Origin of the sequence: Chryseobacterium sp. KCF3-3 (assembly GCF_045865955.1) — a bacterium.
GTDB lineage: Bacteria > Bacteroidota > Bacteroidia > Flavobacteriales > Weeksellaceae > Chryseobacterium.
In genome coordinates this window covers 4562375-4585594 of the sequence record NZ_AP035792.1, presented here as the reverse complement: position 1 = coordinate 4585594, position 23220 = coordinate 4562375, and the positions used below count along the sequence as shown (strand labels likewise).

23 protein-coding genes are annotated in these 23220 nt (G+C 36.6%); 10 read left to right on the top strand and 13 right to left on the bottom strand.

All coding sequences use genetic code 11. The features are described from left to right. Positions 1-117: 117 nt before the first annotated feature. The 7 genes from ACKTTZ_RS20445 to ACKTTZ_RS20415 all read right to left on the bottom strand — a co-directional run bounded on the left by ACKTTZ_RS20445 (position 118) and on the right by ACKTTZ_RS20415 (position 5988). Positions 118-930, bottom strand: a complete 813-nt coding sequence (locus ACKTTZ_RS20445) for an alpha/beta hydrolase (protein WP_407846464.1) — start codon at positions 928-930, stop codon at positions 118-120. Between the two features lie 163 nt (positions 931-1093). Next, positions 1094-1669 (bottom strand): Crp/Fnr family transcriptional regulator, encoded by a 576-nt coding sequence (locus ACKTTZ_RS20440; protein WP_407846463.1) that lies wholly within the window; start codon positions 1667-1669, stop codon positions 1094-1096. A gap of 42 nt (positions 1670-1711) precedes the next feature. Continuing rightward, positions 1712-2233: an N-acetyltransferase family protein gene (locus ACKTTZ_RS20435; RefSeq protein WP_407846462.1), complete on the bottom strand. Its 522-nt coding sequence runs from the start codon at positions 2231-2233 to the stop codon at positions 1712-1714. Between the two features lie 17 nt (positions 2234-2250). Further along, a complete protein-coding gene (locus ACKTTZ_RS20430; protein ID WP_034698153.1) occupies positions 2251-2832 on the bottom strand; it encodes a nucleosidase in 582 nt (193 codons plus the stop codon). 102 nt (positions 2833-2934) lie between these two features. Continuing rightward, positions 2935-3636 carry a DsbA family oxidoreductase gene (locus tag ACKTTZ_RS20425; protein ID WP_034698156.1) on the bottom strand — a complete coding sequence of 234 codons (702 nt, stop codon included), beginning with the start codon at positions 3634-3636 and terminating at the stop codon, positions 2935-2937. Positions 3637-3884: 248 nt separating this feature from the next. Further along, the gene (locus ACKTTZ_RS20420; RefSeq protein ID WP_407846461.1) at positions 3885-5051 is read right to left on the bottom strand and encodes an MFS transporter; all 1167 of its coding nucleotides are present in this window, start codon (positions 5049-5051) and stop codon (positions 3885-3887) included. Positions 5052-5058: 7 nt separating this feature from the next. Beyond that, positions 5059-5988 (bottom strand): alpha/beta hydrolase, encoded by a 930-nt coding sequence (locus ACKTTZ_RS20415; protein WP_407846460.1) that lies wholly within the window; start codon positions 5986-5988, stop codon positions 5059-5061. 159 nt (positions 5989-6147) lie between these two features. On the opposite strand from ACKTTZ_RS20415, the gene ACKTTZ_RS20410 reads away from it, so the two are divergent. Then, positions 6148-6531 (top strand): helix-turn-helix domain-containing protein, encoded by a 384-nt coding sequence (locus ACKTTZ_RS20410; protein ID WP_034698162.1) that lies wholly within the window; start codon positions 6148-6150, stop codon positions 6529-6531. An 82-nt stretch (positions 6532-6613) separates the two neighbouring features. On the opposite strand, the gene ACKTTZ_RS20405 is transcribed toward ACKTTZ_RS20410, so the two are convergent. Then, positions 6614-7798, bottom strand: coding sequence for an MFS transporter (locus ACKTTZ_RS20405; RefSeq protein WP_253316022.1), 1185 nt, complete (start codon positions 7796-7798; stop codon positions 6614-6616). A 244-nt stretch (positions 7799-8042) separates the two neighbouring features. Here ACKTTZ_RS20405 and ACKTTZ_RS20400 point away from each other — a divergent pair, with 244 nt between their 5' ends. Beyond that, complete coding sequence (locus ACKTTZ_RS20400; protein ID WP_034698381.1) at positions 8043-8774, top strand: MBL fold metallo-hydrolase; 732 nt, start codon at positions 8043-8045, stop codon at positions 8772-8774. A gap of 16 nt (positions 8775-8790) precedes the next feature. Here ACKTTZ_RS20400 and ACKTTZ_RS20395 read toward each other — a convergent pair whose 3' ends face one another. Both ACKTTZ_RS20395 and ACKTTZ_RS20390 read right to left on the bottom strand, forming a co-directional pair. After that, complete coding sequence (locus ACKTTZ_RS20395) at positions 8791-9132, bottom strand: hypothetical protein (RefSeq protein WP_051934527.1); 342 nt, start codon at positions 9130-9132, stop codon at positions 8791-8793. A 526-nt stretch (positions 9133-9658) separates the two neighbouring features. Next, positions 9659-10288 (bottom strand): CatA-like O-acetyltransferase, encoded by a 630-nt coding sequence (locus tag ACKTTZ_RS20390; protein ID WP_407846459.1) that lies wholly within the window; start codon positions 10286-10288, stop codon positions 9659-9661. A gap of 224 nt (positions 10289-10512) precedes the next feature. Here ACKTTZ_RS20390 and ACKTTZ_RS20385 point away from each other — a divergent pair, with 224 nt between their 5' ends. The 4 genes from ACKTTZ_RS20385 to ACKTTZ_RS20370 all read left to right on the top strand — a co-directional run bounded on the left by ACKTTZ_RS20385 (position 10513) and on the right by ACKTTZ_RS20370 (position 13602). Beyond that, positions 10513-11358 (top strand): NAD(P)-dependent oxidoreductase, encoded by an 846-nt coding sequence (locus ACKTTZ_RS20385; protein WP_407846458.1) that lies wholly within the window; start codon positions 10513-10515, stop codon positions 11356-11358. Positions 11359-11369: 11 nt separating this feature from the next. Next, positions 11370-11816, top strand: a complete 447-nt coding sequence (locus ACKTTZ_RS20380; RefSeq protein WP_034698173.1) for a PPC domain-containing DNA-binding protein — start codon at positions 11370-11372, stop codon at positions 11814-11816. Between the two features lie 47 nt (positions 11817-11863). Beyond that, positions 11864-12448, top strand: coding sequence for a Crp/Fnr family transcriptional regulator (locus ACKTTZ_RS20375; RefSeq protein WP_253316025.1), 585 nt, complete (start codon positions 11864-11866; stop codon positions 12446-12448). An 86-nt stretch (positions 12449-12534) separates the two neighbouring features. After that, on the top strand, positions 12535-13602 hold the full coding sequence (locus ACKTTZ_RS20370; protein WP_407846457.1) for an SDR family oxidoreductase: 1068 nt from the start codon (positions 12535-12537) through the stop codon (positions 13600-13602). A gap of 250 nt (positions 13603-13852) precedes the next feature. Here the strand turns inward: ACKTTZ_RS20370 and ACKTTZ_RS20365 are convergent, their stop codons facing one another. The 3 genes from ACKTTZ_RS20365 to ACKTTZ_RS20355 are packed head-to-tail and all read right to left on the bottom strand — an operon-like array spanning position 13853 to position 15872. Beyond that, positions 13853-14656, bottom strand: coding sequence for an AraC family transcriptional regulator (locus tag ACKTTZ_RS20365; protein WP_034698180.1), 804 nt, complete (start codon positions 14654-14656; stop codon positions 13853-13855). 18 nt (positions 14657-14674) lie between these two features. Continuing rightward, a complete protein-coding gene (locus ACKTTZ_RS20360; protein WP_034698386.1) occupies positions 14675-15076 on the bottom strand; it encodes a heme-binding protein in 402 nt (133 codons plus the stop codon). Positions 15077-15080: 4 nt separating this feature from the next. Beyond that, positions 15081-15872: an SDR family oxidoreductase gene (locus tag ACKTTZ_RS20355; protein ID WP_034698182.1), complete on the bottom strand. Its 792-nt coding sequence runs from the start codon at positions 15870-15872 to the stop codon at positions 15081-15083. Positions 15873-16167: 295 nt separating this feature from the next. On the opposite strand from ACKTTZ_RS20355, the gene ACKTTZ_RS20350 reads away from it, so the two are divergent. The 4 genes from ACKTTZ_RS20350 to ACKTTZ_RS20335 all read left to right on the top strand — a co-directional run bounded on the left by ACKTTZ_RS20350 (position 16168) and on the right by ACKTTZ_RS20335 (position 23006). After that, positions 16168-17526: a S41 family peptidase gene (locus tag ACKTTZ_RS20350; RefSeq protein WP_407846456.1), complete on the top strand. Its 1359-nt coding sequence runs from the start codon at positions 16168-16170 to the stop codon at positions 17524-17526. 247 nt (positions 17527-17773) lie between these two features. Continuing rightward, a complete protein-coding gene (locus tag ACKTTZ_RS20345; RefSeq protein ID WP_034698186.1) occupies positions 17774-18796 on the top strand; it encodes a ligase-associated DNA damage response exonuclease in 1023 nt (340 codons plus the stop codon). Then, a complete protein-coding gene (locus tag ACKTTZ_RS20340; RefSeq protein WP_407846455.1) occupies positions 18793-20373 on the top strand; it encodes an ATP-dependent DNA ligase in 1581 nt (526 codons plus the stop codon). The genes ACKTTZ_RS20345 and ACKTTZ_RS20340 overlap by 4 nt, the downstream gene beginning before the upstream one ends. A 230-nt stretch (positions 20374-20603) precedes the next feature. After that, positions 20604-23006 carry a ligase-associated DNA damage response DEXH box helicase gene (locus ACKTTZ_RS20335; RefSeq protein WP_407849194.1) on the top strand — a complete coding sequence of 801 codons (2403 nt, stop codon included), beginning with the start codon at positions 20604-20606 and terminating at the stop codon, positions 23004-23006. The last annotated feature ends 214 nt before the right edge of the window (positions 23007-23220 follow it).

The window sequence follows — 23220 nt, the reverse complement described above, 5'->3', positions numbered from 1 at the left end:
AAAACTAATCAATATTCAATAGGAACGGGCTATTATCCTGAGCATAGTCGAAGGGAGCCCGTTTAATAATTAAATATAAATTCCAATGGCTTTAGCCAAAACTTAAAAGGTTATAATTTACTGTTTAAAGAACCTGTCAAACAAAGACAATTGCTCAGACAATGATCTGCTCCAGTATTCGGTAACATGTCCACCCAAAGATTCGGTGTAAAGATGCTGGATTTTCATTTCTGTCAGTTTTTTATGAAAATTCCGGTTCATCGTAATCATTTGGGTATCTTCGGTTCCACAATCGAAAATATATTGCTGTCCTGCTCCTGCCATTACCTTTATTTTACTGTCCGTAAGATAATTGGGATTAATAGACTCCAGTGGTCCAAGAACTTTATTCACCATATATTTTTGATAGCCTTCTCCGAAAGAATTGAAATCCAACGCTCCGCAAGAACTGCCTACGATACCAAATGTCTTATTATAAGTAACTCCGATATTGGTTGCCCCATAACCTCCCATACTCCATCCCAGAATTCCACGGAATTTTTTCTCTGCTTTCACCGGATAATTTTTATCAATAAACTCTACCAATTCTTTTCCTATAAAGGTTTGATATTGAGAGTCTTTAATTATCGGACTATCTACATACCAAGAGCTGTAATTTCCATCCGGAAGTACATAGATCGTTTTCAGTTCTTGTGCTTTTTTTACCAGATCCGGTAGGTCCTGCTTAATGATTCTGTCCGGATTTCCACTGAAACCATGAAGGATATAAACAGACGGATATGTTGTATTGGGTTGAAGATTGGGAGTAATAATTACTGTTTTGATTTTCTTATTCATTTTCGGACTGAAAATTTCCTGATGAATAATTTTTTGTGCTGATAACTGAATACAGGCGGTCAGTACAAATACAATGTTGATAAACTTCTTCATGTTGCAAAATGTTTAATTAATGATCATCACTGGTCTCTAAATGACAAAACACATAGCGTACCAATGACCTTTTGACACAACAAAATTGCAGTAGAAAAAAGAGAAAAGCCTCAACATATGTTGAAGCTTTTGTTAATTTATCTTCCACTAAAACTCAGGAATATCAGTTGATTCCTTTTTTTATCCGGCTTAGTTGTGTAGGCGTAATTCCCAGATAAGAAGCAATATGATGCTGTTTCAGTCTGTTATATAAAGATGAGTTTTCCAGTAACTGTAAATATCGTTTTTTTGCAGTTTCATATTTCAGGGAGACTTCCAATGGTTCTTTTTTTACCACCCAGTTTTTCTCCAGATAATAGAGATGAAAAAGAGCCAGGTCATGGTGCTTTTCCAACAATTCACGGTAGGCTTTTGCAGGATATTGTATCACTGAGCAGTCTTCCAGGGCTATGATATTGAAATCACTTGGCTCATTTTTAATAATGGCCGCTGTGGAAGCTACAAAACTGTTTTCTTCGAAGAAAATTTTATAAATATTATTTCCCAGCTCGTCTACTGTATAATACCCTATCAGTCCGGATTTGATGAAATAATAATATCTCGCCATGGATCCGGATTCCAAGAGAAGATCATTTTTGTGATAATATTCTTCCGTACAGATATCCAATACATCTTTAACCGTTTCTTCGGATAAAGGATAATATTGATTAATATGCTTTAGAAATTCTGAATTGCTCATTTTGGTAGACATCATTATCTGTGAAAATCTGTGGGCAAAAAGTTAGTCCAACATTTTTTTCATCATCAGATCTGTCTGTTCTTCTTCTCCCAATCTGAAAATATGTTTGTCAAACTCAACAAATCCATTCTTTCTGTAAAATTGTAAAGCTCTCTGATTTTCCTCCCAGACTCCCAGCCACAGATAGGATTTCTTGAGTTGCTGAGTCGTTTCCAAAGCCTGATCATACAGCAGCTGTCCTACTTTTTTACCATGATGGCTTTTCTTCACGTAGATTCTCTCAATTTCAAGACTGGTAGCATCCTGAAGTTCTGTCTGAGCATTTCCTGCATTTACCTTCAGATATCCTACCGGATTGTCTTCTTCCCAGGCAATATAGAAATGAGAATCAGGATTATTGAGCTCAGATTTTATTTTTTCAGTATTGAAGCTTTCCTCCAGATACTTTTTCATGGCCTCCTCTGTATTATCTTCTGCAAAAGTTTCAGAAAATGTCTGTATTCCTAAACTTTGTACAATTTCTACGTCTTCAGCCGAGGCTTTATTAATAATGATTGAGCTCATGATGGTAAGATTAAATGTTATGAAAAGAGTATTTTCTTAAAAGCTTCAGAAGCCAGATGAACCTGTACACTCCAGTCGTCTGCCGCATCACTTCCGGCATCATCGGAGATATATTTTAAACACAGGAACGGAATGTTTTCCTTTTGGGCAATTAATGCCAACGGATAGGCTTCCATGTCTACGATATTATAAACGGTTTCAGAGTGGTTCATTTCAAAACTGTCACCACTTCCGCAAACACCTTCTTTCAGGGTATCCATTTTAAGACCGTATTCCAATACAGGTGGTACTCCGGATAACGGGGTTTCATACAATTGAAATCCTAATCCTCTTACATCCATATCTCTCTGGATGAATTTTGTACAGCATACTACTTCTCCTTTGTGAAATCCTTTACTTCCCGCAGAACCTAAATTCACAATCAGTTTAGGTTTTCTTGTATGAATTTCTTTGGTTAATTCGATCGCTGCATTTACTTTTCCGATGCCGGTAATTAATTTGTTTTTATCGTCGAAAACGGTTCCTGCTTCGGAATCTAATGCAAAAACAAAAAGGGTATCATCAATTGAATAATGACTTTCGTTGTTAATTTTTATCATTGAAAAATCAGATTTATACAGATGTTGTCACTGTGTAACAAAGATACGAGACTCTATTCAATTAAAAACCCCAAAATAAAACTATTTTGGGGTTCTCATATCTTAGATGCTGCATCCATCTGCATCACAGGAAGCTCCGTTTTCACCGGAAATATCCTTAAACGGGCTCACTGTTTCTTTATACGTCTGCTGAAGGGCATTTTCAAATACTTCTGCAGGCTGCGCTCCGGAAACGGCATATTTTCCATTCAAAACGAAGAAAGGAACTCCGGAAATTCCGTTGTTTCTCGCCTCCTGAATATCCTGGTTGACTTCATAATCCAGTTGATCTGTTGTAACGGCCTGTCTTGCTTCTTCTTTATCAATTCCTAAACTTTCAGCAAGATCAATCAGAACTTCTGTATCTCCCACATTTTTACCATCAATAAAATGGGCAATAAATAATGCTTCTTCCATTTCATTGGATTTGTTATGCTTTTTAGCTAAATGAAGCAGTTTGTGGGCACTGAAGGTATTGGTGATCAAAGTTTTCCCAAAATTAAAATCAATTCCGGCTCCTTTTCCCATTTGAGTTACCTGTCCAAGCATTTGGGTAGCCTGAGCTTCAGGGAAACCTTTCTTTTCTCTGAAATATTGCAGGGTATCCTGAGTTTCTTTCGGATCTAAGCCTGGATCCAGTTGAAAACTCTTCCACTCTACTTCTACTTCATCTTTGAAAGGAAGTTTATTCAAAGCCTGTTCAAAATTGTTTTTTCCGATATAACAAAACGGACACATCACGTCCGACCAGATTTCTATTTTCATTGTATTTAATTTTACATCAAGAAACTGTTTAAACTTATCAAAAAATATTCAATATCTATTAAAATCATTAAGAGATAAAGTATAATTAAGATGAATCATTCTGATTTTTAAGCTTAAAGCAAAGCTCATCTTAATACTCTTAAACTCTCATTAAATCTTAATGGTTCAAAAATAAAAGCTTAAAACAATTTCAAATTAATAGTACAAAGATACTGTATTTTATTTAATGTAACAAAAATCGTTACAGTTTAATTCTGACAGGTGGAAAGTACCTGACTACGCTTCTCTACGATCCCTTTTAGAATCATCATTGCAAAGGCAAGAAGTCCAAAAACAAGACCTATCCAGGGAGTATACTCTACTCCTTTTGTAACGATAACCCATCCTCCGATTGTAGTACCCACCGTTACTCCAAGATTTCCGAAAGATGTAGCAAGACTATTAGCAAATTCCAGTGATTCCGGTGCTGAAGAGATCATGTAAGTGGATGCATTCAAAAAGCTTGGTGAATACAGAAATCCCCAGATTCCGATAACAGCAATCGTTGCCCATGCATTTCCGTCAGAAAAATAGAGAAGAACTGGTACTACAATAGTTCCGGAAAGGAAAATAGCGGTTGTACCTGCGACATTTCTATTCAGCATTTTTCCGGCTACTCCATTGGCGAATACTCCGATAATTCCAAATAATAAGAGCATATAGCTTACCATTGAAGTATCCATTCCTTTGGCTTTGTTCAGATAATCTGCAAAATAACTGTAAGTAGAAAACCAAGCCGTAATCATGAAAAAATTAGTCAGTGTACTGAGTATAAAAGGAGGTTGCTTCAATATTCTGATCTGATTTCCATAAGACTTTTTCTCTTTCACAGGCATTGAGGGAAGCATAAAATAAATGACTACCAGGGCAATCAGACTCACCACAGTTTGTATCATAAATGAATATTCCCAGGACCAAAGCCCCGCTATCCAAGTAGCGAAAGGAACTGTAGTTACCATGGCAATGGCTACTCCATTAAAAACGATTCCCATAAGCTCATTCTTTTTCCGTTCATCTGCCTGAGATATCGCCACAGATAATGCGGTCGCAATATAAACAGGCTGAAGAAATGCAGGTAAAATTCTCACCAGCATCAACAGCCAGAAAGGAGGTGAAAAAGAAGATACAAATCCTGTAATCAGAAACATGAAAATAGCAGTGAGCATTATTTTCTTACGGTCAAAACCTGAGGTAAGCAAGGTCATAAAAGGTCCTGTAAGAGCAATGATTAAAGCAAAAGCACTCAAGAGATATCCAGCTTTGTCTATACTGATTTTATAATGCTCAGCAATTTGCGGGAGAATTCCGATGACACCAAATTCTGTTGTAATAACGGCTATAAATCCAAGACATCCAATGTATGCATATTTCTTCATGATCCTCTTATTCATCAGATTTTAAGTTTTGATGGGCAAAATCAGTCATTTCATCCACCGCCGACTGTACTTCTTCCAACAGTTCTCCCATATGCATAAATCCGTGAACCATATCTTTGTAGAGGCTTGTTTTAAGCTTAACACCTGCATTTTTCATGTTTTCAGAAAGCTGTTTCCCATCATCCAGCAAAGGATCATGTTCTGCCAGAATGATTAAGGTAGGTGGTGTTTCTTTAAAATCTCTTATCAAGACAGGAATTGCCAGAGGATTTTCTTTCTCTTCTTCCGGAAGATATCCTGCCCAGGCTTCTATGCCTCCTTGTTTATTAAGAACCGGGCCGTTTTCATAAGTTTCCCAGGTCTTTGAGTTCAATTGATTGTCTACAGCAGGGTAAATCAAGGCCTGAAATTTCAATTGTTTTCCAAGCTGAGTAGAAACTGCCGTTGATAAAGCTGCTCCGGCACTGTCACCTATGATTCCAACCTTATCAGGATCGATTCCTAAAGATTCTGCATTTTCAAATACCCATTTTACACCATCAATACAATCATTTAAACCAGCCGGAAAAGGATGTTCGGGAGCAAGACGGTAATCTATAAAAATAACGACTGATCCGGTTTTATTGGCCAGTTTACGGACTACAGCATCATGAGTCTCATACCCACCAGCAATAAACCATCCTCCATGAATATAAATAATAGCTGACGAATGTTGAGCTTCTCTTCCTTTGGGACGGTAAATTCTGATAGGAATCTGATGATTTTCCTGTGGAATATGCAGTTCTTCAATCATCGCTACTGATTCTTTTTTCCCGCTAAGCTGAAGAGACATGGTTTCAAGAAATTTGCGTGCTCCGTCTAAAGAATCCTGAGGATTGAAGGGTTGTATGGTTTCTAAATGATTTAAAATCTGCGTTATCTTAGGTGTTAATTGCATTGTATTTTGATTTAAATTGTTATTGTTTCTGCTGAGAACATGAGCGCTATAGTTCTTCTATTACAGTATATTTTCTGTTTTGTTGAACAAAATTAAATCTCAAACCTTACATTTGCATTGTATACAGCTAAATGTATGGTACTAACAAATTTGTAAGTAATGGGCAAAATAAAAGAAAACTCAACGAATAATATCAACAAACAGTATATCCAGGGATGTGATCTGAGCTATGCAGTATGCAAAATCGGAGGGCGTTGGAAGCTTATCATTTTAAACAAGTTAAAAGACGGAAAATTACGTTTCAGTGAGCTTAGAAACTCCATTTCAGGAATAACGGAAAGAATGCTAACCCTTCAGCTGAGAGAACTTGAAAAAGAAAGCCTGGTAAAAAGAACTGTTCATGCTGAAGTTCCGCCAAGAGTAGACTATGAACTTACAGATATTGCCAGAGAGCTGATCCCTATTTGGAAGCAGCTTGATGAATGGGGTGGAAAACACAGAGAAATGATGCAGGCACAGGAAAATGTAGAAGAATTATCATAAAAAGTTTCGGGGGATTTTATCGCAGATAAAATCCCCCGAAACCATAAATAAGGTTAAGTATAAAACAAATATACTTCTTCCTCTATGCTTTATTCACTCTTTTACAAAACAAAATGTGCGCTATTAAAGCCAACACTCCAAAGACTGTTCCCACAAAACATACACCCGTCCATTGAGCCTTTTGCCAGGCAATAGATGCCAGCCAGGTTCCCAATGATCCACCAATGAAATAAGATACCATATACACGGTATTCAGCCTGTTGACAGCATTTGATTTGATAAGGAAATAATTGGTCTGGTTCATAATGTGACTTGACTGTACTCCCAGATCAACAAGAATTACTCCGACAATCAGTCCCCAATAGGTTTCTCCAGCAAAATAGGTAAAGCCCCAGCTTCCTATCACAATCAATAAAGAGTACAATATAATCCTGTTAATATCCAGATACTTTTGAAGTTTTCCCACCTTAGCCGCGGCTAAAGCTCCTACAGCACCTGCTAATCCAAAGCTCCCCACTACAGAAGATCCTGCATTAAAAGGTGGCTTTTCCATATGAAAAACCAATGTGGTAAACAAAGCACACATAGATCCAAATGCCATTGCTCCACGGAATGATGCCAGCTGAAGAATCGGTTGTGTTTTGGCAAGTTGGGCTACAGAACGCATCAGCTCTTTATAAGTTCCTTTAAAATTAGGAGACAGCTCCGGAAGCATTTTATAAACAGCTAACCAAACAAGGATCATCAGTCCTGCTGCAATTCCAAACATGGCTCTCCATCCCCAGACTTCCCCTACAATTCCACCCACAAAACGGGACAGAAGAATTCCCAATAACAATCCGGACATGACCAATCCAATGTTAGAGGATTTTTCTTTATCCGATGAAAGCTCAGCTGCAATAGGGACAAACAATTGAGGAATAACTGATGTAGCTCCAATCAGTAAACTGGCTGCATACAGCATCCACAACTGAGTAGCAAAAGTCATCCATAAAAGTGAACCGAAAACCAGACACAAATCAATTAAAATTAATTTCTTGCGGAAAAATTTATCTCCCAACGGAACTATCAGCAGCAATCCTAATGCATAGCCAATCTGTGTAAGGACAGATATTTTACTTGCAGCACTTTCAGAAACCTGAAGTTCTTCAGAGATGAGAGCCAATAAAGGCTGATTATAATAATTGTTGGCCACTACAAGCCCGGAAATAACAGCCATAAGCCAGATGACCGTCCGGGAAATACCATGGGAAGAACTCTCCTGCATTACGTATAAAGTTTTTATTTGAATTGAAAGTCATCTGACAGCAGATCGTCAGATTTTTAAGAGATCAAATATAATCATTAAAAAAAGAAAATTTCCGGTCTTATCTTTTACATCCTTATGAATAATCCGTAATGTTCCGATAAGTAGAATGATTTCAGCATTCTGCCTTTATGATTGTTTTTATTGATCATATATATCGATGAAAAACCTTTTGAATATTAGAAATATTAAGGAAATTTGCAGCATGAAAATTATTCCACTTAAAGAAGGCAATTTTTCGGCAAGCAAAACCAAAGATTTTACGCTTTTAACAGAAGAAAATTTTGATACCATCGGAGGAATCAAAATGTCTGTTCAACCGTTTCTTATCATTACGGAAAATGATTATATCCTTTTGGATGCAGGGATTGGCTGGAAAAATGAGTCCGGAACAACGGTGGTTTCAGAAATTCTTAAAAAGGAAAATATTCGCCCTGAACAGATCACAAAGTTATTGCTTTCCCATCTTCATAAAGATCATATTGAAGGCGCTGTAAAGCTTACAGAAAATGGTTTTGAAGCTGCTTTTCCAAATGCTCAGATCTATATCCAGAAACGCGAACTGGATTTTGCAATGGAAAAGAAAGGTAATCCTTCTTTTGACTTTGATATGCTGGATAAACTGATTCAGCTTCCGAATATCACATGGATGAATGAAGATCAGGGGCAGATCACAGACGAAATTTCATATGAAGTAGTTGGAGGACACACTCCTTTTATGCAGGTGTTCTGGATCAGGGAAAATGATGAAACGGCTTTCTACGGAGCTGATGATCTTCCTCAGGCTTCTTATTTAAAATACCATTTGGCTTATAAAAGTGATTTTGACGGCAGAAAAGCAATGGAGTTAAGGCTTCAGTGGGAAAAAGAAGCAAGAGAGAACAACTGGAAAATTCTTTTGTATCATGATTTGGATAATGCCATCGTAGAAGTGTAGATGCAGAAAAAATGGTTTAAAATTCATTAAACCATTTATAGATATCAAATTCAGAAGGAATATTCAGTTTTTTTCTGATTCTGTTTTTCCTGTTCTGTATTGCTTTTGGAGTGACAAAAATACAGGTTGCAATTTCCTTGGTGGTCATATTGAGCTTAAGGTAAATACAAAAGATCAGTTCAGAATTTTTAAGGGAAGGCTGTATATCAGATAACTTTTTAAAAAAATCGGGATAAACCAATCTGAATTTATTCAAGAGACGAGGAGAATTTGCTTTGGCCAATGCCATTATTTCGTCTTGTACAAGAATCTTTTGGGTTAAATCCTCTAAGTTAGTTTCAGGTGTTCTATTTTTCATAATACTTTTTCATCTCTTATTTCAGATACCACATCTCTTGTGTATCTGTACAAAGTCTTTTTTTCACTGTTCAATTTGTGTTTTACAGAATCAATACCGGGAACAAAATAATTTTTATGTATTCAAAATTCCATAAGTTTTAATAATATTACTAATATTACGTAACGATTTACGTTGTATAACTTGCATTTATTGAAGGATTTTGTTAAAAAAACAACACCTATGAATTTCTTTACATTTTACAAAGGCAAAGAAAGAAAAAATGATTAAAATTTTATTAAATACGTGTACCACATAGATACCACGTTATATTTTGAGCCAAAATATCATAAATGCTTTTATCAGCCCGTTCCCTACTATTTGCGTTCTTATTTTGATAGGAAGTAAATGTAGTGGGTTATTGCATTAACTTTTTATGATCTCGATCAATGTTTTCTGCGTATTTACTACAGAAATGAATAAGGATGATTCATAAAAAAAGCCGGATTTATTGTAAATCCGGCTTTCTGATAAATTATGTACTATTTTACTCTTGATCCAACTCTTTCTGAAACTCTTCCAGATATTTGGAAAGGTGAATTCCATCTGCCAATCCGTGATGGGCTTCAATAGACACCGGAAGATATTTTCTCCCTTCTCGGATGTTGAATCTTCCAAAAGCAATTTTAGGCACCGATTCTGTTGTGTTAAAATCTGTTGGATGCAATATCGCACTGAACGAATTCCATGGAATGGTAGTGTGTCTGATGTGGTCCTTCCCCAGCCTTTCATTGCTAAGTCTCAATCCTGTACTTTCATGTACTCCTTTTATCTCCTCCTGCAGAGCTGCATTGAACGTTTCGAAATCTTCTGAGAAAGGTGTGAAAGAAAAACCGAAAGTACCATCCGGTCTGCCAATCGTACTACCAGCATGAACGGTATCAAACTGTATCACCTGCCCATCAATAATTCTCAGCTTTAGTTCGTCTACTCTATTGATCGCCACCATAGATTTGTGAAAATAATAGGCAAAAAATGAATACCCTTTTTCTTTTGCTGTACTGTAGGCGTGTGTACAGTCTACTTCTGTTGTAAATCCAAAATAAGGGCTTGCCATGTTAGAAAAAAATTCAAAATGTTCTTTTCTGTTCCAGTTCTCTATATCTACGATCTTCATTGATTCTTATTTGCTGCAAATTTCTGAAAGTTTATCCGGTTTTAAAAGTTTATGTTTAAAAATATAATTAAAACTTAATTTTGTAAAATACCCATTTGGTCGATATTTTGCTGCAAAACAATCATATTTTATACTTTCATTGATTTACTTTTCAACTAACTCCTTTTCATCCAGGAGATTGAAAACATACAAACTTAATTAATAACAAAATAAAAGATAGGACAATGGAAAAAGTAGGATTCATCGGATTAGGAAATATGGGACATCCTATGGCAAAAAACATTGAAAAAGCAGGAGTTTCCCTTTCAGTGTATAACAGATCATCAGAAAAAGCCAAAGATTTTGAAGAAAAATCTACAGTATATACCGGAGTTAAAGACCTTGTACAAAACAGCGATATTATATTCACCATGCTGACCAACGATAGTGCTGTAAAAGCAGTATATAAAGAAATTCTTCCTTTAAACATTCAGGGAAAACTCTTTGTGGATATGAGTACTATTTCTCCGGAAACTTCCACAGAAACCGCTGCGGCTCTCAAAATAAAAGAAGCTTCGTTTATTGATGCTCCGGTAGCAGGAAGTACTTTACCGGCAAAAGAAGGAACACTGATCATTATGGCTGGAGGTGAAGAAAAAGACATCCAGCGCGCCATGTCTTATCTTTTGAAAATGGGAAAATCTGTAAAACATTTGGGTGAAAACGGAAAAGGAATCGCAGGAAAACTGTCTATCAATTATTTTCTGTCCACTATTTATCAGGGACTGGCGGAAACTGTTTTACTTTCAGAAAAATTAGGAATTGAACGATCAGATATGCTGGAAATCATCAATGAAAGTGCCAGCGGAAGCGGTGCTACCAAAGTAAAAACACCTCTGCTGATTACAGATCAGTATGCTCCGGCATTTGCCCTTGATCTGATGCTGAAAGACATTCTTCTTGCTAAAAATGCAGGTGCAGATTATCCTCTTTCTGAAGCTTTGATTCAAACCTATCAAAATGCCCATGATAAAGGCTTTGGTCAGGATGACGTTATTGGAATTATCAATTATTTGAAAACAATAGAATAAATATTGCAATCATGAATTACAAAGGAAACCATTGGTCTGCCAGAAAAACAGATCAGATTTACATCGTGAGCCTTGATAATCATTCCAATATTGTAGAAGGTTTAACAGACTTTATTCAAAACCAAAATATCCAGGCAGGAGAAGTAACCGGTATAGGAGCTGTGAGTGAAGCTACTCTCCGATTCTTTAATCCAACAACAAAAAAATATGTAGATAAGACTTTCAAAGAACAGATGGAAGTCACTAATATTTCCGGAAATGTTTCTGAAATAGAAGGAAAACTAGCTCTTCACCTTCATATTACACTCGGAAGAGAAGATTACACCGCTTTGGCAGGACATCTTCTGGAAGCGAAAATTCAGGGAGCCGCAGAATTTATTTTCTATCCATTGAATACAAGGACTTTCAAAATTAAAAATGAGGAAATAGGAATCAATCTCTATGATTTTGAAAAATAATGTTTTGATGCGTTTGAAAATAGTAATTTTGATGAAATATTTATTGGATGTTTGAAGTGCTGCTTTCCCATATCGAAAATAAGGTTGATATCACGGAAGAACAAAAGAATCAGATTAAGTCTTTTTTTACCCTTAAAAAACTTCGCAGAAAACAGTATCTTCTTCAGGAAGGAGATATCTGCAAATCGTTGTCTTTTGTAAGCAAAGGACTGCTGAAGTCTTATTTTCTGGATGAAAAAGGAAATGAGCACATCAATATGTTTGCCTTTGAAGGCTGGTGGATTTCAGATTTCAACAGCTTTATCAATCAGGAAAAATCGGTACTCAATATTGATGCGATTGAAGAAACCGAAATACTGACAATCACTTTGGAAGACTATGAAAAAATGATGCTGGAAATTCCTGTAATGGATCGCTATTTCAGAATTTTATACCAAAACAGCCTCGTAACGAAAGATTACAGACTCATTGTGTCCAATAGCTACACGGCTGAAGAAAAATATCTTCAACTGGCACAAAAGAATCCTGAAATGATCAAAAGAGTGCCACACAACCTTATTGCTTCCTATCTTGGCCTTGCTCCTGAAACGGTAAGCAGAATCCGTAAAAAGAATTCTCTGAATAATACTTGATCCAGATCAACTCAAACCCATGATCCAAATCAAGCATAAAAGCTTCTATCCAACCATAATTTTGTACAAGAAATTTTACAATACTTATGGAAAATATTGCATTGGTAGTAGGTGCTACCGGAATTACAGGAAGTAACCTTGCTGAAGAATTAATTGCACAAGGCTGGACAACATACGGATTATCAAGAAATCCCACCACCAATATTGATGGTCTTCTTCCCATTAAAGCAGACCTGCTAAATGAGCAAAACCTTGCAGAAGCGCTGGAAGGAATCTCTCCTACTCATATTTACTTTACCACATGGATGCGCAACGACACTGAAGAAGAAAATATCCGTGTCAACAGCCTATTGGTGAGAAATCTGCTAAACATTTTATCTCCTAAAAAGTCGGTTCAGCATGTGGCTTTGGTTACAGGGCTTAAACATTATCTGGGACCATTTGAGGCTTATGCTAAAGAAGGAGTTTTACCGGAAACACCTGTCAGAGAAGAACATCCAAGACTTCCTCTACCCAACTTTTATTATGCACAGGAAGACGAAGTATACAAAGCTTCTGAAAGAGACGGCTTTACATGGAGTATTCACAGGCCTCACACTGTAGTTGGATATGCCGTAGGAAATCTTATGAATATCGGAACTACATTGGCTGTATATGCCAGCATCTGCAAAGAAACCGGAAGAAAATTCATCTGGCCGGGTTCAGAGGCACAGTGGAATGGTGTTTCAGATGTAACTGATGCAAGAATACTGGCCAAACAATTGGTATGGGCTTCATCTACAGAATCTGCAAAAAACCAGGCTTTTAATATTGCTAACGGAGATGTTTTCCGATGGAAATGGCTTTGGAAAAGACTTGCCAATTGGTTCGGTGTACAAGCTGAAGGTTTCAACGGAACGATAAGACCTCTCGAAAAAGAACTGGAAAACGACAACGATGTATGGACAACCATTGCAGAAAAGTATAATCTCAAAGAGAAGAACCTTAACCGTTTGTCGTCTGCATGGCACACTGATCTGGATCTGGGAAGACCACTGGAAGTGATGTGTGATATGTCTAAAAGCAGAAAACTGGGCTTTACTGCATATACAAGTACAGAAGACTCTTTTATTAATGTCTTTGAAAGACTGAGATCAGAAAATATGATCCCTTAATAATATGTAGGATAACGCAAAGAGGCAGGAAAATTACAAATGATTGATAAATTCTCGCAGATCTTGGAGGTTATACAAATTTTGTGATTAATCAACAAGTATTTTGAAATATTCAGTATTAAATTTTATCAAAGATAAAATCCTTGCGACTTAAAATCAAAATATTGTAAAACCTTTCTTGCGTCTTTGCGTTTTTCCAACAAAAGCAGATAATGCTTATAATATAATTTGTGTTTTTTTATGGTTAAAGCTATATTTCTGTAGTTTTCACCCCAAATTTCTTTTTGAAAGAAGAATAAAAGTGAGATAAATTCTCAAAACCCAGATCAAGATAAATATCTGAAGGCTTTTTATCTCTGTTCTTAATTAAATAATACGCTTCTTTTAATCTTTTCTCTTTCAGCCACTGTTTGGGTGTCATCTCAAAGGTTTTACTGAAATCTCTTTTAAATCCCGAAAGACTACGCCCTGTGAGCCTTGCAAAAGCATCTACAGAAACATTGAACATAAAGTTTTTATTCATAAAATCCTTAAGATCAATCTTATGAGGTTCAGAAAAATCAAAAAGAAGATTTTTAAAATCCGGATTGCTCAGCAACAGTAATTCTATGGCTTCCTTCACCTTTAATGCGGCTAACTTTGGAGGAATTTCCTTTGTCTTATTAATGTAAGGAATAAGAGAAGCGAAATAGCTTTTAAAAAAATCATCAGGCTCGAAAAATAACCGTTCATTACCAGAAAATTTGGTACTTACATTGATTTTGTTTTCAGTAGCATACTGTCTCAGCGTTTCATCATCCAATGTCATAGAAACAAACTGATACTTTTCGTGAGCCGAAGGATATTTTATCGTTCTGATCAGTTGATTTTTCCTCACCAGAACCACTGTATTCTCTTTGATTACCGTTTTACCATGTTCATGAAAAGCATGAGTTTCTCCTGAGATCTGAAATCCCAGAAAATGATCCGGAATAAATTCCTCATGGCCTCTGTAAGATTCAAAGGCGCACGAGTAAACAAGTTGATCAAATATGATTTCAGAAGTGTTTTCCATGATACAAATATCTGAAATTTAAGCAATAGCATGAGCTCCCGCCTCCGCAATTTCTTTATCCTGTTCGGGAGTTCCTCCTGAAGAACCAATTGCCCCAATCATCTTTCCCTCCGTATTCCTCAGAACAACACCTCCTGCAATAGTCAGAAGCCCTTCATTTGAATTCAGCATTCCATACCCATGAACACCGGTTTCAGAAATAATGCTTCCCATCACCTCACTGTTTACTCCAAACATCACTGCTGTCTTTGCCTTTTTAACAGCAAAATCAATTACTCCATATACACTATCCAGTCTGGCCAATGCGATAAGGTGTCCGCCCATATCTACCACAGCAATAGTCACAGGAATATTCATTGATAATGCTTTTTCCTGGGCTGCCTGTAAAGCTTTTTCTGCCGTTTTATAATTCAACTCCATGATATTAGCTTTTTGCGGTCCATGCATCTGCCTGAAGCTGTTTTACAAACTCTTCGGTTTCCTTCGGATGCACATTTCTAAAATTACTGTTGTCATCTAAAGCAACATTTACAATAACATCTGCCATAGATTGCGGATCGAGCTGATGTGCTAAAGATTCTGCTGCTCCGTCAAACGCTGATTCCGGAGTAAAGTTGGTTTTAGGATCATACCAATGGAAAATAGAATCTACTCCTCTATCATTGAAACCTGTTCCAAATACACCAGGATTACAGGTTGCAATCTTAATATTAAAGGGAACCAATTCAGTCCTCAACCCTTCTGCAATAGATTCCAACGCATGTTTGGAAGCACAGTAAGCAGCTACGTAAGGAACGGTCCATAAACCACCCATTGAAGACGTGAAAACAATCTTACCATTCTTCTTTTCAACAAACTTTTTGATATAACCCTGTGCAAGATGTAAAGCACCAAATACATTCACTTCAAACATAGAGCGGATAATATCTACTGGCTGCTCTGCAATCGGACCGCCTTCCATAATTCCGGCATTGCTGATGAGAACATCAATATCATTATATTTCTTTAAAATATAATCTACATCTCTCTGGCTCGTTACATCCAGTTTGTCCACTGTAAGATTCACATCCTGTTCTTTAGCTTCACGGATTAAATCACTCATCTGAGGATAGACCTGCGTAGTGGCGATTACTTTGTGTCCTTTTTTAGCAAGATCAAAAGCAGCTATTTTTCCGAATCCGCTTGCTGCACCTGTAATTAAAATTGTTTTACTCATTGTATTCTTTTTTAATGATGGTACAAATTTCAAAGATTTTAAGAAGGTCAATATTGCCTGGAAGTTCATTTTTATATTGCTGAAAAGTTCAGAAAGTGTATCAGAAAAGAATGTTTTCTCAAATAACTCTCCTTTTTACATCATAAAAAAATAGAATTATCGTTAGATTTGTAACCTTTACAATACAACTAATAACGAACATATGCTTAAAATTAAAACACTCTTTTTAATTCTTCTCACCTCCTCTTCTTTTAGCTTAGCTCAAAACTGCAATTGTGAAAGTAACTATCTGTGGGTGAAAAAGACCTTCGAGGAAAATGATGCCGGATATCAGTATATTATTGATAAAAAGGGCGTTTTGGCTTATCAGGCTCATAACAATGACTTTCTGAACAGAATCAAAAATATAAAATCAGATACGGAATGTACCCAGACGATCTATGAATGGCTTAAGTTCTTCAGATCCGGGCATTTTTCAATTTCAAAAATTGGAAATAAAATCCAGGAAACTCCGCCTGTGGTAATGAATGAAAATACCAAAACAGAACTGATAAAAGTAGATATAGAAAAGTTCAAAAAAGAAGTGTTATCTAAAAAAGAATCAGACATTGAAGGAATTTGGGAAACTGAGCCTTACACTATAGGAATTAAAAAGTTTGGAGAAGTCTACAAAGGCTTTATCATCACATCCGGAGCTGAGAACTGGAAACCAAACGAGTTAAAACTAACTTTCAATGCTGACAAAACCAAAGGAACTTACTATTTAAGAAACAAATCGGGTCAGGAAATAAATAACATACGGTTAGTAGGAAAAAATTATCTTGAAATCAATGACTTTACCCTGAAAAGAGTTTCTCCAAAATTTGAAAAAGAAGAAGGTATTGAAACCCATTATCAAGCGATCACAGCTCAAAAACCTTTTCTGAAGGAACTCAACAAAACGACTCTACTTTTGAGAATTCCTTCCTTCAATGGTGCTTTGAGAAAAGATATCGACAGTGTCATTACAGCCAATCAATCTAAAATTGAAAACACAGAAAATCTTATCATTGATATCAGAAATAATGGAGGTGGCAGTGATAACAGCTTTGCTAAAATTATTCCTTATCTCTACACGAACCCTATCAGAAGTGTCAGAACACAATTTTATTCTACAAAACTGAATAATCAGAGAATGCTAGATCTTTATGAGAATTACCAGAAATATGGGATCCCTGCAGAGGAAAGAGAATATCTAAAGAAAGCCTATGATAAACTCACCCAAAACATGGGTAAATTTGTAAGCCTTCAGGACGATGGGAATTTAGTGGGAATTAATAAAATGGATAAAATTTCACCCTATCCAAAAAACGTTGGAATTATTATCAATAAAGGAAACGGAAGTACCGCAGAGGAGTTTTTACTGGCAGCAAAACAAAGTAAAAAAGTAAAGCTCTTCGGAACAACTACTGCCGGAGTTCTGGATATCTCCAATATGTATTTCGTAAATTCTCCCTGTAACGAGTTTAAGATGGGATATGCTCTTTCCAAAAGCTTCCGTATTCCCGACATGGCCATTGACGAAAAAGGCATCCAACCAGACTATTTCATTGATAAAACTATCCCCGATTATCAATGGATTGACTTCGTAAACGATGTGTTGAATGAAAAATAAACTATCCAAGCTGTTTCTATTCGAAACAGCTTTTTTTATGCTTTAAAATCCTATTGCAATCCTTCTTTTCATTATTTAACACTACAGAATATCAATAGAAATGGGCTTTAGCCAAAACCTATTATGAATAATCATTCCTACAGTATGGAATGATTCATAAGATCTCATACCACAATAATAAAAAAATAAACACTTTATTGTAAATTGGTTAACTTTTTGAAGCTTATTTTCTAAACCAGTCACACCATTGAAATTAATCACATTTACCAAAAAAGGCATTTACTGTCCTCAGGGAAAATTTTATATAGATCCCTGGAGACCTGTAGACATGGCAGTTATTACCCATGGCCACGCCGATCATGCCCGCTGGGGAATGAAAAAATACCTTTGCCACCATTTTACCAAACCTATTCTGCATCAGAGAATCGGAACCGATATCGAATGTCAGAGCGTAGAATATGGTGAAGTGATTACCATCAATGGAGTAAAACTTTCACTTCATCCGGCCGGACATATCATTGGCTCTGCTCAGATAAAGCTTGAATATAAAGGATATGTGACGGTCATCTCAGGAGATTATAAAGTTCAGGATGACGGATTGAGCACTCCTTTTGAGCTGGTAAGATGTAATGAATTTGTCACAGAAAGTACCTTTGGACTGCCTATTTACAACTGGCTGGAAGTTCCGGATTTAAATAAAAAACTTCAGAACTGGGTACTGAAAAATAAAGAAAACAACAAAACCTCTATTTTTATAGGGTATTCTTTAGGGAAAGCCCAACGTATTATGAAAGCAGTGGAAGAATTAGGAAAAATATACGTTCATTATTCTATCGGAAAGCTTAATGAAGCCTTTGAAACAGTAGGAATTGAACTTCCAGAATATACCATTGCAGATTTCAGAGAACGCCCGAAAGAGATGGAACACGAAATTGTGATTGTACCACCTGCTTTGCTCGATAGTAATATCATTAAGAAAATTCCAGATCCGGCCACCGCGATATGTTCCGGCTGGATGCAGGTGCGCGGTGCCAGAAGATGGAGAAGTGCAGACGCAGGATTTGCGATGAGTGACCATGCAGACTGGAAAGGATTGTTACAAACGGTAAAAGCAACTGAAGCAGAGTTGGTTCATGTTACTCACGGGCAGACGGAAGTCTTTTCCAAATATCTGAATGAAACAGGAATTAAAGCAGATGTTGTAGAAACACTTTACGGTGAGGATGAAGAAGAATCTGAAAAAGAAATCTCACAAAATCCGGAATCATGAGACATTTTGCAGACCTTATCAACGCATTGGAAACAACCAATAAAACCAATGCTAAAATTGATGCCATCATGGATTATCTCGAGCGTGCTCCTGATGAGGATAAAGTATGGTTTATCGCTTTATTTACCGGCAAAAGACCTAAGAGAAATGTCAATACCAATTACATGAAAGAATGGGCTCTGGAAATCACAAAACTTCCTTATTGGCTGTTTCAGGAATCCTATTCTGCAGTAGGTGATCTTGGAGAAACGTTATCATTAATTCTCCCGCCTCCACAGGAAAAAATAGAACGTTCATTATCAGAATGGATGAATGATATTGTTAGTCTGAAGGGCAAAACAGATACAGAAAAGAAAGAATTTGTACTGCAATCATGGAATGGTCTGGATTATACCGAACGTTTGATTTTCAATAAATTAATTGGCGGAAGCTTCCGGATTGGAGTATCAGATAAAACATTAATCAATGCATTAACCAAATTTTCAGGGCAGGAATCGAGTGCTTTGATGCACAGCTTAATGGGTAAATGGTTACCCGATGAAGTTACTTTCAAAGAACTTATTGATGCAGAAAATGTAAATCCTGACAACTCAAAACCATACCCTTTCTGCCTTGCCTATCCTTTGGAAAAAGAAACTAAAGAATTGGGAAATCCTGATGAATGGCTGGTAGAATACAAATGGGACGGAATACGTGGCCAGATCATCAGAAGAAACGATGAAGTCTTCATCTGGTCAAGAGGGGAAGAACTCGTGACCGAACAATTTCCGGAAATTACAGATGCCATAAAATCCATGAAAGGCAACTTTGTACTGGATGGAGAAATACTTGCGGTAAACGATGGTAAAGTTTTAAATTTTAACGAATTACAGAAAAGATTAAACAGGAAAACTTTAACTAAAAAAATGCTCTCAGAAATCCCCATAGAAGTCTTTGTCTACGACTTACTGGAACTGGAAAACAACGACCTGAGAGAAAAACCAATCTCCGCAAGAAGAGCTTTACTTGAAGAATTATTATTGAATGAAAATCCTGAACGCATCAGTATTTCCAAAAGTCTGGATTTTGAAAAATGGGAAGAACTGAATTCGCTTCGTGAAAATTCAAGAGCAGTAAACAGCGAAGGATTGATGTTAAAACAAAAAAATTCACCTTATCATTCCGGAAGAAAAAAAGGCGACTGGTGGAAGTGGAAAATCAATCCTTTTACCATTGATGTAGTTCTGATCTACGCCCAGAAAGGCAGCGGCCGACGAAGTGCTTATTACACAGATTATAGTTTTGCAGTGAAGAACGGAGATAGTTTGGTGACCATTGCCAAAGCCTACTCAGGATTGACAGATAAAGAAATCATGGAGGTGAGCAGATTTGTCACCAAAAATGCCATTGAAAAATTTGGTCCTGTAAGAACGGTAAAAGCAGAACTCGTTTTCGAAATTGCTTTTGAAGGCATAGGTTTCAGTAACCGTCATAAAAGCGGTGTAGCCCTACGATTTCCAAGAATTGTAAGATGGAGGAAAGACAAAACTGTAGACGAAATTGATGATTTGGAAGAAATTAAAAAATTAATACAATAATATTTTAATGCAATGAATGCAAAGGTTTTTAAAATTATTCCTAATATTCGTTCGCAAAGGCACTATGTTCATGAATAGTAAGATATTGTCTTCGCTGAGTGAAACGCCCTTGCGATCGAAAAATAAATAATATCCTATAAAATCTTAGCGCCTTAGCGTTAGAAATTAAAATCAAATATAAATTGGCAGCTTTCGAACATACCAACGGATTAAAGATCATTCAGCAATGGATGACCGATAAAGGTATTGCCCCTTTCAAATTTCAGCTGGAAACCTGGAAGAAATTTGGAACCGGATACAGCGGAATGGTCGTTGCTCCTACAGGTTTCGGAAAAACATTTTCTGTTTTTTTAGCCTTAATTTCAGATTTCCTGAATCATCCCGAACAATATAAAAAAGGATTAAAAATGCTCTGGATAACGCCGCTTCGGTCTCTATCCAAAGATATTGCAAAAGCGATGCAGGAGGCTATTGATGAAATCGGACTTGATTGGGTTGTGGGCGTGAGAAATGGAGATACTGATCCAAAAGTAAGACAACAGCAAGTCAAGAAAATGCCTGAAATTCTTGTTGTAACTCCTGAAAGCCTTCACCTGCTTCTGGCACAGAAAAATAATGAAACATTTTTCAAGGATATGAAATGTGTAGCAGTGGATGAATGGCATGAATTACTAGGTTCAAAGCGCGGAGTTATGGTAGAACTCGGGATTTCACAGCTTATAAAATATGTTCCGAAGATCAAAATCTGGGGGATCACAGCTACCATTGGAAATCTGGATGAAGCCATGGAAGTGCTTATTCCGTATGATATTAAAAAGACAAAAATTACAGCTAAAGAGCACAAAAAGATAGATATTCTCCCTGTTTTTCCGGATGAAATTGAGATATTGCCCTGGGCAGGACATCTTGGGAACAAACTTGCAGATAAAGTGGTTCCTATTATTCTGGAATCAAAATCTACCATTGTATTTACGAATACCAGAAGTCAGAGCGAAATGTGGTATCAGCTTTTACTCGATGCTTATCCTGATTTTGCAGGTCAGATTGCCATCCATCACAGCTCTATTGATGCTCATTTAAGAATCTGGATTGAGGAAAATTTGAGTTCCGGAAAATTAAAAGCTGTGGTTTCTACATCATCTCTCGATCTTGGAATTGATTTTAAACCTGTAGATACTGTCATTCAAATTGGTTCAGCCAAAGGAGTTGCCCGTTTTCTTCAAAGAGCCGGACGTAGTGGCCACTCTCCTTTTGAAACCTCCAAAATCTATTGTGTTCCCACCCATTCTTTGGAACTGATTGAAGTTTCAGCTCTAAAAGAAGCCGTAAAACAGAAAGTCGTTGAACCCAGAGAGCCACAGGTTTTATGTTTCGATGTGCTGGTTCAGTTTCTGATGACACTGGCGGTTGGAGACGGATTTTATCCTGATGAGCTATATCAGAGAATTAAAAAAGTATATGCCTTTCAGGAAATGCTGGATGAAGAGTGGAAAAGTATCCTCGAATTCCTCACCATTGGCGGCAGTGTGTTGAAAAGCTATGAAGAGTTTCATAAAATCGTCATCATGGAAGATGGTCTTTATAAGGTAACTTCAAGAAAAATAGCTATGCTCCACCGAATGAATATGGGCGTGATTGTGAGTGATGCCATGCTGAAGGTAAAATTTATTTCCGGCGGCTATATCGGAATGATTGAAGAATATTTTATTTCAAAATTAAAAAAAGAAGAAAAATTTATTCTGGCCGGGCGTACACTGGAAGTTGTCATCATTAAAGATATGACGGTATACGTGAGGGCAGCTAAAGGAAGAGCCCTGGTTCCGAGCTATCTTGGCGGAAGACTTCCTTTGAGTTCCAATCTGGGGCATTTTCTGAGAGAAAAACTTTCTCATGCCTTAAATCCTAAAGCTTCGGAAAAAGAGCTTAAATTTTTACACCCGCTTTTAATTAACCAGGAAAAAAACTCCCATATTCCCAAAGAAGATGAATTTTTGGTGGAATTGATTAAAAACCGTGAAGGATATCACTTGTTTATGTATCCTTTTGAAGGACGTCTGGTTCATGAAGTAATGGCTGCTCTGATTGCCTATCGGATCTCAAAACTTGCTCCAATCTCCTTTTCTATGGCGATGAATGATTATGGATTTGAACTCTTCAGTGATAAAGAAATTCCTTTAAATGAAGACAATCTTCAACAGATTTTAAGCAGAGAGAATCTGATGAATGATGTGATCACAAGTATCAATTCTGCGGAAATGGCAAGGAGAAAATTTCGTGATATTGCAGTGATTTCTGGAATGGTAATTCAAAATTATGCAGGGCAACAACGTTCTAACAAATCATTACAAAGTTCTGCCGGATTGATTTTTAAAGTATTGGAAGACCATGATCCTAATCACTTTTTAATAAAACAGGCGTATACAGAAGTTTTTAATATGCAGCTCCAGGAACAGCGGCTTGTAGAAGCTTTTAAAAGAATTGAAAAATCCGAAATTATTTTAAAACATTCCCGATCATTTACTCCGTTGAGTTTTCCAATTAAAGTGGACAGTTTACGACAAACGCTTTCAAGTGAAGGGCTGGATGCGAGAATTAAAAGAATGCTGAAACTGTCTGATATAAGTGATCTTTGATAATCAATTAATGTATTATTTGTAAGAACAGATATGGCAATGAATATTTTTTTATGGCAAAGGCGCAAAAAATTGATAATAATAACGTTTTAAGGCGCAAAGATTTTATCTCCTAAAAAATTTAGTTCTTTTAATCTTGCTGAAAATCTCACATTGAGCAAAGTCGAAATGTTCTTGCCCTTTAAATAAAATTTGATAATATAAAATTTGCGCC

What these genes read in the sequence shown, in the direction of transcription:
- ACKTTZ_RS20435 (WP_407846462.1), bottom strand. Translation starts at nt 2,233, where the DNA reads ATGAGCTCAATCATTATTAATAAAGCCTCGGCTGAAGACGTAGAAATT.
- ACKTTZ_RS20340 (WP_407846455.1), top strand. Translation starts at nt 18,793, where the DNA reads ATGAGACATTTTGCAGACCTTATCAACGCATTGGAAACAACCAATAAA.
- ACKTTZ_RS20430 (WP_034698153.1), bottom strand. Translation starts at nt 2,832, where the DNA reads ATGATAAAAATTAACAACGAAAGTCATTATTCAATTGATGATACCCTT.
- ACKTTZ_RS20370 (WP_407846457.1), top strand. Translation starts at nt 12,535, where the DNA reads ATGGAAAATATTGCATTGGTAGTAGGTGCTACCGGAATTACAGGAAGT.
- ACKTTZ_RS20355 (WP_034698182.1), bottom strand. Translation starts at nt 15,872, where the DNA reads ATGAGTAAAACAATTTTAATTACAGGTGCAGCAAGCGGATTCGGAAAA.
- ACKTTZ_RS20360 (WP_034698386.1), bottom strand. Translation starts at nt 15,076, where the DNA reads ATGGAGTTGAATTATAAAACGGCAGAAAAAGCTTTACAGGCAGCCCAG.
- ACKTTZ_RS20365 (WP_034698180.1), bottom strand. Translation starts at nt 14,656, where the DNA reads ATGGAAAACACTTCTGAAATCATATTTGATCAACTTGTTTACTCGTGC.
- ACKTTZ_RS20385 (WP_407846458.1), top strand. Translation starts at nt 10,513, where the DNA reads ATGGAAAAAGTAGGATTCATCGGATTAGGAAATATGGGACATCCTATG.
- ACKTTZ_RS20400 (WP_034698381.1), top strand. Translation starts at nt 8,043, where the DNA reads ATGAAAATTATTCCACTTAAAGAAGGCAATTTTTCGGCAAGCAAAACC.
- ACKTTZ_RS20405 (WP_253316022.1), bottom strand. Translation starts at nt 7,798, where the DNA reads ATGCAGGAGAGTTCTTCCCATGGTATTTCCCGGACGGTCATCTGGCTT.
- ACKTTZ_RS20415 (WP_407846460.1), bottom strand. Translation starts at nt 5,988, where the DNA reads ATGCAATTAACACCTAAGATAACGCAGATTTTAAATCATTTAGAAACC.
- ACKTTZ_RS20335 (WP_407849194.1), top strand. Translation starts at nt 20,604, where the DNA reads ATGACCGATAAAGGTATTGCCCCTTTCAAATTTCAGCTGGAAACCTGG.
- ACKTTZ_RS20380 (WP_034698173.1), top strand. Translation starts at nt 11,370, where the DNA reads ATGAATTACAAAGGAAACCATTGGTCTGCCAGAAAAACAGATCAGATT.
- ACKTTZ_RS20395 (WP_051934527.1), bottom strand. Translation starts at nt 9,132, where the DNA reads ATGAAAAATAGAACACCTGAAACTAACTTAGAGGATTTAACCCAAAAG.
- ACKTTZ_RS20445 (WP_407846464.1), bottom strand. Translation starts at nt 930, where the DNA reads ATGAAGAAGTTTATCAACATTGTATTTGTACTGACCGCCTGTATTCAG.
- ACKTTZ_RS20440 (WP_407846463.1), bottom strand. Translation starts at nt 1,669, where the DNA reads ATGAGCAATTCAGAATTTCTAAAGCATATTAATCAATATTATCCTTTA.
- ACKTTZ_RS20420 (WP_407846461.1), bottom strand. Translation starts at nt 5,051, where the DNA reads ATGAAGAAATATGCATACATTGGATGTCTTGGATTTATAGCCGTTATT.
- ACKTTZ_RS20425 (WP_034698156.1), bottom strand. Translation starts at nt 3,636, where the DNA reads ATGAAAATAGAAATCTGGTCGGACGTGATGTGTCCGTTTTGTTATATC.
- ACKTTZ_RS20375 (WP_253316025.1), top strand. Translation starts at nt 11,864, where the DNA reads ATGTTTGAAGTGCTGCTTTCCCATATCGAAAATAAGGTTGATATCACG.
- ACKTTZ_RS20410 (WP_034698162.1), top strand. Translation starts at nt 6,148, where the DNA reads ATGGGCAAAATAAAAGAAAACTCAACGAATAATATCAACAAACAGTAT.
- ACKTTZ_RS20390 (WP_407846459.1), bottom strand. Translation starts at nt 10,288, where the DNA reads ATGAAGATCGTAGATATAGAGAACTGGAACAGAAAAGAACATTTTGAA.